The sequence below is a fragment of the Paenibacillus piscarius genome (assembly GCF_022234545.1).
Classification (GTDB): Bacteria; Bacillota; Bacilli; order Paenibacillales; family Paenibacillaceae; genus Paenibacillus_AQ; species Paenibacillus_AQ piscarius.
On record NZ_JAIEUI010000007.1, the window covers coordinates 1 to 12,212 of the forward strand.

Annotated in this window: 11 protein-coding genes and 1 rRNA gene; all 12 read right to left on the reverse strand. The window is 53.8% G+C overall.

Annotated elements, in window-relative coordinates; genetic code table 11:
• Positions 1-65, reverse strand: a 16S ribosomal RNA gene (locus K1558_RS13275); the annotation flags it as partial.
• A gap of 525 nt (positions 66-590) precedes the next feature.
• Entirely contained in the window at positions 591-2,180 is a 1,590-nt protein-coding gene (locus K1558_RS13280; RefSeq protein WP_238652068.1) for a LysM peptidoglycan-binding domain-containing protein, read from the reverse strand.
• Positions 2,181-2,396: 216 nt separating this feature from the next.
• Positions 2,397-3,278: a branched-chain-amino-acid transaminase gene (ilvE, locus tag K1558_RS13285; RefSeq protein WP_238652069.1), complete on the reverse strand. Its 882-nt coding sequence runs from the start codon at positions 3,276-3,278 to the stop codon at positions 2,397-2,399.
• Between the two features lie 4 nt (positions 3,279-3,282).
• On the reverse strand, positions 3,283-4,170 hold the full coding sequence (pheA, locus tag K1558_RS13290) for a prephenate dehydratase (RefSeq protein ID WP_238652070.1): 888 nt from the start codon (positions 4,168-4,170) through the stop codon (positions 3,283-3,285).
• A complete protein-coding gene (gene thrB, locus K1558_RS13295; RefSeq protein ID WP_238652071.1) occupies positions 4,167-5,147 on the reverse strand; it encodes a homoserine kinase in 981 nt (326 codons plus the stop codon). Before thrB ends, pheA begins: the two co-directional genes overlap by 4 nt.
• A gap of 61 nt (positions 5,148-5,208) precedes the next feature.
• Positions 5,209-6,495 carry a homoserine dehydrogenase gene (locus tag K1558_RS13300; protein ID WP_238652072.1) on the reverse strand — a complete coding sequence of 429 codons (1,287 nt, stop codon included), beginning with the start codon at positions 6,493-6,495 and terminating at the stop codon, positions 5,209-5,211.
• Between the two features lie 9 nt (positions 6,496-6,504).
• Entirely contained in the window at positions 6,505-6,942 is a 438-nt protein-coding gene (locus K1558_RS13305) for an ACT domain-containing protein (protein WP_238652073.1), read from the reverse strand.
• Between the two features lie 146 nt (positions 6,943-7,088).
• Positions 7,089-7,847, reverse strand: coding sequence for a zinc ribbon domain-containing protein (locus K1558_RS13310; protein WP_238652074.1), 759 nt, complete (start codon positions 7,845-7,847; stop codon positions 7,089-7,091).
• A gap of 15 nt (positions 7,848-7,862) precedes the next feature.
• Positions 7,863-8,609 (reverse strand): hypothetical protein, encoded by a 747-nt coding sequence (locus K1558_RS13315; RefSeq protein ID WP_238652075.1) that lies wholly within the window; start codon positions 8,607-8,609, stop codon positions 7,863-7,865.
• Between the two features lie 5 nt (positions 8,610-8,614).
• Positions 8,615-9,799, reverse strand: coding sequence for an SPFH domain-containing protein (locus K1558_RS13320; protein ID WP_238652076.1), 1,185 nt, complete (start codon positions 9,797-9,799; stop codon positions 8,615-8,617).
• Between the two features lie 201 nt (positions 9,800-10,000).
• Positions 10,001-11,311, reverse strand: a complete 1,311-nt coding sequence (gene obgE / locus K1558_RS13325; protein WP_238652077.1) for a GTPase ObgE — start codon at positions 11,309-11,311, stop codon at positions 10,001-10,003.
• A 15-nt stretch (positions 11,312-11,326) separates the two neighbouring features.
• Positions 11,327-12,067, reverse strand: coding sequence for a Spo0B domain-containing protein (locus K1558_RS13330; protein ID WP_238652078.1), 741 nt, complete (start codon positions 12,065-12,067; stop codon positions 11,327-11,329).
• Between the last annotated feature and the right edge of the window lie 145 nt (positions 12,068-12,212).

Consider the following 12,212-nt stretch of genomic DNA (forward strand, 5'->3'; position numbering starts at 1 on the left):
TCGACTTGCATGTATTAGGCACGCCGCCAGCGTTCGTCCTGAGCCAGGATCAAACTCTCCAATTAGTTGTTATCGAGCGTTCACTTCCCCGAATCACTCCGAGAAAATCAACTTCCGATGACTATTGTTAGAGCGATTGCTCATTTTGAAACATCTGACGAGAATTATTATTCTCTGTTTTGAAATCACCGAAGTGATTTCTGATACTCACTCGTTGTTCAGTTTTCAAAGATCAAGCTCGTTGTCGGCGGCGATCAGCTCGTCACCAGCAACTTTTATAATATATCATGATTCTCATCCGAATGCAACACTTTTCTAAAACAAGTAAATCACACTCTTCAAAGCACCATGCTCCAATCGGCTTAATGGATATATATCCTGCAACTGGACATTTAATATACCATGGGTTGCCCCTCATAAACAACAGCATTTTTTACCATTTAGAGTATAATTCCCGAGACTCCCTAGGAGCACTATATATGACTTCCTACCTGCATCCTGGCAACGCGTTCAATTCTCTACCAGCATGCAAAAAAGCAGCAGATCCCCTTATAATGCAGGATCTGCCGCACTCTGACCATTCCGGATGGTTAATTTGGCACCCAAGGGCTACTATTCTTTTTGGCTGTATTGGCTCGTTCGCTCGTATTTTGGGCCGCACGCGGCTTGGAGGCTGGTTTGTTCTTGGTTGCCGGTGCCTGGCTGGACGTTTTTGCTTTTGCCGCTCCAGATTTGGACGCTCCCGCCTTGGCCGCTTTCGGCTCTTTGGCAGGTACAGCCTCGGAACTTGCTTGTACTGGGCTGGCTGCAGCAGTATCTTCCGGCGCAAGCTCGGGAACCTGAATCTCGGGGACACGGTTATGGGCGAAATTCTCCATTCCCGGATATGCCGGATACGGCGGAATAATCGATACCATCGGCTGCTCATACATGGGTGATACCATATTAGGCATAGCATTCATTCCTGACGAGTATGGAGAGACCATTCCCATCTGCGGCATGGCATACATCGGATATCCGTTGTACATCGGCTGTTCATACGGATAAGGCTGAACTGCCATTCCGCCGCAGCCGCAATTAGGCCAAGGTAGGTTAACCTGCTGCTCACCCTGATACTGCGGAGCGAAGGACATATTGTCACCTGCAGGACTGACCCCGGACATATTCATATTGTTATAATCCGGCGAAACATTAGGGTACCAGGTCCCAGGGTACTGATTAGGCGGATAAGCATTGGCCGGGTAGAATGGAGGACAGTCCGGCATGAAGGCAGCAGGCTGAACATAACCGGGAGCATTATTCGTATCCATCACCGCCATCGGCTCATACATCGGATAGACCGGTGCGTAATTCATGAAGTACGGATTCTCATTCAGGCCGGGGTAACCTTCCCCTTTGCCGCATGAGGAGCCTTTACCGTCATTCCAGTTCGTGGGCTGAACGTCTGATTTATGCGCTTCTTTGGATTTCTCATAGACTGGCGCTTCTTGGGGCGGGACCGAAATCTGCACATATAAGCTCTGCTTCTCATGGACGATCTCCTGGACCGGCATAACTTCCTGCGCTTTCACAGGCGCTGGATTTGGCGCCGGATTAGGTGCCGGCTTTGGCGCAGGCGCGGAGATCGGGATCGGCACCGCTTCTGCCGCAGGGGAGACCGGAGCCGGCTTCTCAATGACGCCTGTGTAGGTTTTTCCGCCAATAGCGGTCTTATCTACCACCGCCGGAGCCGTAGATTGAGGCTGAACGGGGGCATTATCATTCGCAGGAGCTGTCGATTGAGGCAGAATGGATGCTGTGTTATCTTTGGCAGGAGCTGTAGACTGGGCCGTAATCGGCGCAGTACTCACCTTCTTGGGGATATTAACCACTTCACCCGTCAACAGCGCATTGGGATTCTTAAGCTGCGGATTGGCATCGATCATATCCTTCAGTGTAATCCCCCATGCCTTGGACAGCTTCCACAGGGTATCTCCTTGTTTGACGGTATGCTTGTAATAGATATCATTGTTATCCGGTACAGGTACGGGTGCTGCCGGGATTTTGACTTTGTCTCCTATGGCCAGCACATCCGGATTGGTGATCTGCGGATTGGCCTCGATAATTTTGGACAGCGGCACTCCATACTTCTGGGATAATGCGAACAGTGTATCGCCTTGCTTGACAATGTGTATTTTCACGCAGCATTTACCTCCTAGGTATATATTGATCGACGTTGCACCCCGGTTCAGGGATGATAGCCCTCCAGCATCGGTAATTGCGGTACAGCCGCCTCCTTCGTTACTACATCTTATGCAGCCCATGGGCGAATGACATCCCTATATGCAAAAAAAATCCTTTCATGCTTGGCATGAAAGGATTTCGGCTCTATTCTACGGTCCTGGCGAGCCGCCGCTCTATTCCCAGACCTTATATCCGTCTTTATCTACTACATTGCGGAATTCTTCCAGCAATTGCAGCGTGATCGGCCCGGCATGACCGGAGCCAATAACCCGTCCGTCGATTTCGCGGGCGGCGATGACTTCTGCTGCTGTACCGGTGAAGAAGACTTCATCGGCAATATATACGTCATGCATGGTGAACGGCTCTTCCTTGAGCGGCAGGCCAAGCTTCTCGCACAGCTCAATGATCGCCAGACGCGTAATGCCTTCAAGTGCGCCCAGGTAGCAAGGCGGCGTGTAGACGACTCCTCTTTTGATAATGAAGATATTGTCGCCAGATCCTTCCGTGACATAACCCTGGGCATTCATCATAATCGCTTCATCGGCTTCCGCCAGGTTCGACTGAATCTTCACCAGAATGTTATTGAGATAGTTCAGCGATTTGATCTTCGGATTCAGCGCATCCGGGAGATTGCGGCGCTGGGATACCGAAACGGCACGGAGTCCGTTCAAGTAAGCCTGCTCCGGATAAATGGCCAGCTGCTCCACAATGATAATTACACTGGCCTTCGGACAGCGGCGCGGGTCCAATCCCAGGTTGCCGGGGCCGCGCGATACAATCAGCCGGATATATCCGTTGCGCATATCGTTAAGACGGATGGTCTCAGCCATCGCCTCCAGCATCTCGTCATAGGTCAGCGGAATGTCCAGCATAATCGACTTCGCTGAATCATACAGCCTGTCCAGGTGCTCCTTGCACTTGAAGATGTTGCCGTTATAGATACGGATACCCTCGAAGATTCCGTCTCCATATAAAAAGCCGTGATCGAATACCGATACCATTGCCTTGTCCTTCGTTACATGTTGTCCATCCAGATAGATCCATTGCTCCGCCATGAACTTACTGCACCTCCGCTTTCTCTTCCTCATAGGTGTATGTGGGATAAGACCCCAGAATCCGAACCTGACAGCCCAAGGCTTTGATCTCTTCGATCGCCCCCGGCAGCAGAACCGATTCTATCGGCTCCAGCACATCAATATAGAAATAATAAGTACCCAGCTTCTTCTTCGTCGGCCGTGATTCGATGCGGGACAGGTTCAGCTTACGCCACGAGAAGGCAGCCAGCACCTGATGCAGCGCCCCCGGGAAATCCTCAGGCAGCGTGACGAGAATACTGGTCTTATCACCGCTGCTCTTCTGCGGAAGCTCCAGCTTCTCCGGACCCGCCAGCACAAACCGCGTGTAATTGTTATTATGATCCGTAATCCGCTGCTTGACAACCTCCAGTCCATGAGTCGCAGCGCCAAGCGAGGTGCCGATGGCCGCCCAGCCTTTGCCGGGATTGGCCTTCACAATCTCAACAGCCTCAGAGGTGCTTCCTACAGACTCCAGCTCAGCCCACGGCACCGACTTACGGATAAACTGCGTACACTGAGCCATAGCGACCGGATGGGAGAGAATTCGGACAATCTTCTGATAATCCTTCTCCCCGCCTGTGCCGTCGAATTCCTGCGGATGACCGATCAAATTCTGAATTGAGGGGAAAATCCACTCCGCCTGCATCGGCAGATTCACTTCATTAATGAGCCAGTCAATATGCAGGCTGACAGAGCCTTCAATCGTGTTCTCAATCGGAATTACGCTATAGTCGGTAACTCCGTTTGCCGTAGACAGGAAGACATCAGAGATCAGCTTATGATGCTTAATCTGAACAGGGGTACTGCCGAATAAATACAGCAGCGCTTCATGCGAGACCGAGCCCTGCGGCAACATCGCTATCGATTTCATGAATGAAGTTCTCCTTTTATCATATCCAAAAATGTTCCGTTTGACATCCCGCTCCGCTCAAGCAGCTCTGCAGTCACACCTGCGGTACACGGAGTCAGCCATACGGTCCGCGAAGAAATACCATGCTCCTGCATCGTCCGGGTCAGGAACAGCTCCAGCTCCTGCTTCCGTGCCTCCTTGCGGTCCACCATGCACAAGAGTGTCGGGCCTGCGCCGCTAAGCGCAATGCCCAGCGCACCATGGCCGGGCGCTTCCGCCAGCAGCTTCTCCATCCCCGGAACCAGCGGTGCACGGTAGGGCTGATGCAGCCGGTCCTGCATTGCAGTGCCAAGCATATCCAGCCGGCCGGCGGCCAGCGCTGCTGTGAGCAGCGAGGTATGGCTGATGTTGTGAACCGCATCGCTCACCGTTACCTCCGCAGGCAGCGCCTCTCTGGCCTTGACGGTCTCCAGCTCGAATTCAGGAATGACCACCAGGAATTCCAGCTCCTGCGGCGGCTCAATCCGGATATAATCGGCATGTTCGCCATCCCACACGGCTGTAATAATTCCGCCGAAGAGCGAGGCCCCGACATTGTCGGGATGCTTCTCGATCGCTGTAGCCATATCGAACAGCTTCGCTTGACTAAGCGGTGAACCTATCATAGCATTGGCTGCTGCCAATGCGCCAATAATAGCGGAGGCGCTGCTGCCAAGGCCGCGGGTCAGCGGGATCTCTGAATACATCGAGATGGACAGCTCAGGGATCTGAACCCCCGCTTCCGCGAATACCATCTGGGCGACCTTGTAGAGCAGATTGCTTTTATCCCGGGGAAGACCTGCCATCTCATCACCATACAGATGAAATACGGTCTCGGCGGCCTCCTCCATTTCGATCCATGCATACAGCGACAGAGCCATCCCCAGCGTATCGAAGCCCGGACCGAGATTGGCGGTGCTGGCGGGGACCTTCACTCTAGACCTTCCGTAAATACTCATAGCAGGTAAATCTCCTTCATTATATTTATGCCCAGCCCCTGCAATCAAGGGCATTCAATGCTTAGCCCTCTACACGGTAATGGCTCTTGATGCGGTGAATCACATTCAGCTGCTCCAGATGCCGCAGCACCTTGTTCATGCTGGAACGGCTGGCATTATGCGTGACAATGATGATTTCGGCATCCGGGTTATTCGGGTTGGCCTGCTGAACCACAGAATCCAGGCTGACCTCGTATTCGGCAAACACCTGAGTGATCTTCGCGAGTACACCGGCCTTGTCATCGACATGAAGCAGGAGGAAATTTTTGTAGAAAATATCTTCATCGCTCTTCAGCTTCTTCTGCTTATAAGGAACAATCTGCTTCAGCCCGTTCACACCCAGCTTCAAGTTCTTGATGACTGCCACGAGATCGGCCACAATGGAGGTTGCCGTAGGCATCGCGCCCGCGCCTGCACCGTAGAACATCGTCTCGCCCACTGCTTCGCCATAGACATATACCGCATTGAACACACCATTGACGGAGGCAATCGGGTGGTTCTTACGGATCATCGTAGGCTGTACGCTAATGCTGAACTCTTCATCCTGGTGCTCAGCAATGCCGAGCAGCTTCATCTCATAGCCCAGCCGCTTGGCAAAAGCGATATCCTCCTTGCTCACCCCGGAAATCCCGCTCACACTGACATCGCTCAGCTCCACATTCGTCCGGAAGCCAAGTGTGCCCAGAATAGCCATCTTGCGGGCAGCATCCAGCCCCTCCACATCAGAGGTCGGATCGGATTCGGCATACCCCAGCTCCTGGGCTTCCCGGAGGACATCAGCGTATGATGCGCCTTCCTGGCTCATTTTGCTAAGTATGTAGTTGGTGGTTCCGTTGACAATCCCCATAATCTTCGTGATTCGGTCTGAGGAGAAGCCTTCAATCAATGTGCGGATAATGGGAATCCCTCCGGCGACACTGGCCTCATAGAACACATCACACTGTTTCTCCTGCGCCTTGGCCAGAATCTCCGAGCCGTGCAGAGCCATCAGGTCCTTGTTGGCAGTGACGATATGCTTGCCGCGCTCCAGCGCCTCCAGAATATATTCCTTCGTCCCGGCAATTCCGCCCATCACCTCGACGATGACATCAATCTCCGGATCACGGATCACCACCCACGGATCATCAGTGACCTTCGACGGGTCCACTTCAATCTCCCGGGGCTTCTCAGTGTTCTTCACGGCAATCCGTTCAATCAGAATCGGTGAACCGACCTGGCTGCTCAGATCCTCCTGATTTCCTTCAACAATACGGACAACGCCCGTTCCTACCGTACCCAGACCGAGCAATCCTACTCTAACCGGCTTCATTCGTCTCCCTCACCCCTGACCAATAATTAACGCCCGCTTCACGCCCGGAATCGCCTTGAGGCTGTCCAGCAGATCTCCGAGTTCTTCATTCAGATGAGAGATCTCGATGGAGATTACCACGTTGGCCCGTCCCTGCAGCGGTATACTCTGATGAATCGTCAGCACGTTAGCCCCATGGACCGCGACGGAACCGAGTACCTTGGACAGCATTCCCGACTCGTGCTCCAGATCAATCGAGATCGTAACGATACGTTCGCGTTCGAGCTGATGAATTAAGTGTATCCCGTCTTTGTATTTATAAAAAGCACTGCGGCTAAGCCCCACCTGCTCGACGCCTTCATGCACTGTCTTGGCATCCCCTGCTTCGAGCAGTTGTTTGACCTGCATGGTCTTCAGCACGGCATCGGGTAATATGTCCTCCCGGACCAAATAATAGCGTTCTTTCACGAACGTCCTCACCCCAAAGACTTTTGTGTGTACATAGTGGACATTATACGGGATGACCGGCTGTTATGGCAATAACTTTTCTTCAGAAGGCCTATAGAAAAGACTGTCCCTTCCATCATCAGGAGGAACAGTCTATTGTGCCCGAATCAGCTGTAGGCAATCATTGTGCCGCAGTAGGCACAGGCTGTGGACTGGCCGGGCGCTACGGTGTTCTGAGCTCCGCAGCCCGGACAGCGGACCGATTTCGGCAGCCCCTGCGGACCCCGCTGCTGAGGAGGCGGCCCGCCGGCAGGCGGCGAGAACGGGGATGAGGCGGCCTGGCCTCCCTGCGCTGCCGGAGCGGCCTCATCCGCCCCTTCGTGAAAGAGGAGGCCGGAATCCAGCAGCCTGTACTTTTGAAGATAGAGGAGATCCCGGTTCACATCCGCTTCGCTCTGTCCGGTCCGGTCTGCCAGATCCCCGGTATAGCGGACTCTCTCCACCGTAATCAGGTGCACATACTGATTGGCGAGCTGCGAGAAGCGGAATCTGGCTTTGGCTGCACTTCTGGCAAATATGGCCGCGGGCAGCAGCGTAACCAATGAGAACATCATTAACATTCCAATCAACGTACCAATATCAATCCCGTCTTCACTGAAGATGGAATAAATGACAATACCCAACAGCTGCACGAAGCCGCCCACAAACACATGATACAGCAAATTATAATTGGCAGCCTTGCGGTAATTCTTGTAATGGCTCGTGATCATGCGCAGCAGCGCAAGCGCAAACCCCAGCGGCATTAACAGATACCCGATGCATGTGATCACAAAATCCTTATTATTCCATTCATACACGGGAAGGCCGTCAGATGGCTGACCGGCCCGGCCCGGCAGCAATCCGCCCGGCTGATTCCCTATCCCCATTGCTTGCTATTCCTCCTATTTGAGCGCAGCCAGCTCTTGGTTACGCCGCGCAAGCGTGCTGGCTATACTATTCGTTAATTCTTGTGTCTCCACATCCCAATCGGCTGGCAGCTCTGTCAGCGTCAGCAGCAGCGCAACGTGATCATGCAGCAGCGAGAGCTGCTGGCGGAGAATGTCTTCGGTAGCGGATAGCCCCGGCCTGGATACCGGATCACTGTAACGAAACTTCTCCGCCAGCTCATCTAACAGCCCGGACAGTCTGCCGGCTTCAGGATGCTGCCAGCCGCGGGCGAGCCTGCTGATGTCCTGCAGCTCCTGCCGGTGGGTGCGCAGATGCCTTGAAGCATCCTTCGCCCTCCGTTCACCTGATGCAGCATTCCAGCCATGCAATCCTACTGCTGCAAGCACTGCGGCTGCGGCCAGGAGCAGAATTATTTGAATTCCTGCATACCAGAGCGGGTTCAATTCCAGTATCCAGTCAAGCATTATGGCTGCGGCCAGCACAACAGCCATATATAGGGCTACTATTATGGCACCGCTTATCCATACGGGCGAAGTCCGGCTGGCCTTACGGGCACCGCGCAGCCACATCAGAGCATATCCGTACACCACCGTCTCTGCAATACATACGGCAAGCAGTGTCACTACAAAACGCATGAGCGATTCAGAGAAACCTAGCGTAAAGAATGAGATAAGGGTTGCTGCCAATGCAGCAACATAGATACCCGTGATCAGACCTGTATAAGACCTGCTCTTCTCCATACGGCTCACCCGCTAACCGCTCTTGTTCCGCATTCCGGGCAGAATTTCTGCCCCGGCGCCAGCTCATGCCCGCAGCCCGTGCATTTGAGGCTCAGCCCCGCGCCGCAGTGCGGACAGAACTTGGCGCCTGGCGTTACGGCTTGGCCGCAGCTGTGGCAGGTACTCTCTGGAGCAGGTGCCGGCTGCAGCCGCTGTCCGCAGCCGGTGCAGAACCGTGCCTCTGCCGGATTCATGGTTCCGCAGCCTGTACAGGACTTGCCGGATGCGCCGGAGCCTGTGCTGCCCCCGCTGCCGCCCGTACTGCCGTCCAGCGACATGCTGCGGGTCATCCGCGCCACGATCTCCGCCGCCGGTCCTGCCATGCCCAGCCCCATACCCAGACCAAGGCCCGCATTCATCATTCCGACACCCGCATTGCCCGGATTACCGGCCGCCTCTTCCATCGTATCGAAGCTGCGTTCCTGCTGATAGGTGAAGCCGATGATATCCATCTCCGCCTTCTTGGCCAGCGCTTCCTTCAGCCGCACGGTTGCCGGATCATCATCGGGAATACTGATCGAATCAATATAGAAGTTATTGAGTTCAATTCCGCTATCCTGAAACGACGGGGCCAGTCTTCCCTGTATATGCTTTGAAATCTCGACGACATAGGCATTGATCTCCAGAATGCTGATCTTGCGGTGCACCAGATAGGAAGAGATCAGCTCGTTGATGTTAGACATCAGCAGCCCGCGGAAATAATTCACCATCGTGTCCTGATCGAAGACCGGCAGTGTTCCTACGAGCTTCAGCAGGAATTTGCGCGGATCATCAATACGGACGCCGAACTGCCCGAAGGCCCGTACCGCCACCATCACCTTATATTTAGGGTCCTGCAGCTGAAGCGGGGAGCTGGTTCCCCATTTGACATTCATGGAATTCATCTTGTTCACGAACCAGACCTCTGCCGTGAATGGGGATTTGCCGCCGAACGGCAGATTTACCACATTCGACAGAACCGGTATATTCGCAGTGCTCAGGGTGTGGCGGCCGGCTGTGAAGGAATCCAGCGCCTCTCCGCCCTTGAACAGAATCGCCTCCTGTGATTCATTAACGATCAGCTGAGTCCAGGTGCCCAGCTCCTGATTCGGATATTTCCAGGCGAACACTCCGGGAGGCCCGTCATATTTGACTACTTCAATAATTGCCATCTGTCCATTCCCTCTTTCTTGACAGGTATGTATGATATACGCAGTTCATGCCCTTAAGATTCAACCCGGGCGAAATTTCACATCCGCAGCAGAAGTCCCTTCAGACACTCCTTATAATTGTAGTACAAAGTATGCAGATAGATAAAGGAAAAAAAGGGCTGCATCCCCCAGCAGGAAGATACAGCCCTCACATCTGATCTATTAATAGTAGCTGCTGTTCTCGACAAATTCGAATTCAAAGTCACCAATCCGCACAATGGTTCCCTCAACAGCACCGCGTCTGCGCAGCTCGGCGTCCACACCCATATGACGCAAGGTACGGGCCAGCTTCAGAATAGCATCATGCGTGCTCAGCTGCATCCGCTTCAGCATCCGCTCGATCCGCGGGCTGGTGACAACAAATGCCTCGTTGTCGCGGGTAATGGTGAATGAATTATCCTCCTCCGCTTCCAGCTTATATACCTTACGCTCTGTGGTTTCCGCTACTTCTTCCACCACCGGCGCGACCGGAATGCTGTCCAGAAGATCCGCCGCCCGGTAGAGCAGCTCCTGAACCCCCTGGCGGGTTAGCGAGGAGATCGGCATAATCTCAAGGTCCGGGCGGAGCTCAGCCACCTGCTCCCGGAACGCTGCCAGGTTCGCTTCCGAATCCGGCATATCCATCTTGTTCGCTGCAACGATCTGCGGACGCTCCATCAGGGCCGCGTTATATTGCTTCAGCTCATCGTTAATTAACACCCAGTCTTCAAAAGGATCACGGCCCTCTGAGCCGGACATATCCACGACATGGATGATGACACGCGTGCGTTCAACGTGGCGCAGGAATTCATGTCCCAGCCCCACCCCTTCGCTTGCCCCTTCAATCAGCCCCGGCAGATCCGCCATTACGAAGCTGCGGCTGTCCCCTACATCCACAACCCCCAGATTCGGAGTAATCGTTGTGAAGTGATACGCTCCAATTTTCGGCTGGGCCGCAGATACTACAGACAGCAAGGTAGATTTGCCTACGCTCGGGAAGCCCACCAGTCCTACATCCGCCATCACCTTGAGCTCCATGACCACGTATCGTTCCTGGCCTTCTTCGCCGTTCTCGGCAAGCTCCGGCGCTGTGTTGGATGCGGTTGCGAAGCGGACGTTCCCCCGGCCGCCACGGCCTCCGCGGGCCACCACAACCTGCTGCCCGTGACGGGTCATATCGGCAATGATCTCCTGCGTATCGTCATCGATCAGCAGGGTTCCCGGAGGAATCCGCACAATCAGATGCTCCGCGTTCGCTCCGTGCTGGCTTTTGTTGCGGCCCTTTACTCCACGCTCGGCCTTGAAATGCCGCTGATACCGGAAATCCATCAGGGTGCGCAGCCCTTCATCCACCCGGAAGATCACATCTCCTCCACGGCCCCCATCGCCCCCGGCAGGTCCGCCTTCCGGCACATACTTCTCCCGCCGGAACGCTACGAGGCCATCTCCGCCGTCGCCGCCTTTTACATAAATCTTAGCTTTATCTACGAACATGAATGTTCACCTTCCTTACATCTCCAGCGGCAACCGCAGTTCCACATAGCCCTTGGCCGGCTGTACCTGCTCCGCCTTCATGATTTTTCCTTGTACTATATTATAAATTTGCTCCTGCAACAGTTCGGGGTGACCTTCTTCCCCTTCACCTCTGAAGGAGACCAGAACGTCCTTGCCCTCCTGGGAAAAGCTGAGCTGCAGCCTTCGTGTCTCTCCTTGCGGCGTGATTCCGCTGTATTGGTACGCTCTTACCGTCTGCATAATGACAGAAGTCAGCTCACTGCCCGTCTCAGGGCTTAGCTTGTCCTCCAGATTCAGTCCTTCCTCCACCTGTATGTCCAGCTCCAGGCTGCTTCTGAACGTACGGAAGGATTGCAGATAGAACACCAGCGATGGAACTCCGAGCTTGGCAATCCGGCTGTCCAGCGCGATACGCTCCTTTATTCTTTCCACACATTGCACCGATTTATCAGGCTTGCCCAGCTGGATATATCCGTAAAGCACCTGCAGATCGTTCATCCAATCATGACGATGATGATTCAGTGTCCGGTTGGCCGCCTGCTGCAGAGTGTTCTCCTGTATCCGCAGTTCCTCTTCATAATGACGCCGGTTGTATACAAAGCTGAATGCAAGCACTGCCGCTACCCAGACTCCGAGCAGCAGGCATGTGAAAAGGGACGTATGCCAATACACGAGACCTAAAGGAAGCACTACGGATAACATGACTGCCCAGATGATACTTTTCCAGGATTTCATTCTTTCTCCCCGTCCCTTGGTTCGCAAAATTAATTCCAATGTAGAAGCTGCTTCTCTTGCTTAGACGTACCATTTCCTCAGTATAACACAGGCTTTTCCTGCAATCACCAGCATCTCGCCTACAAAGTAAGGCTTAAGCTTCGAT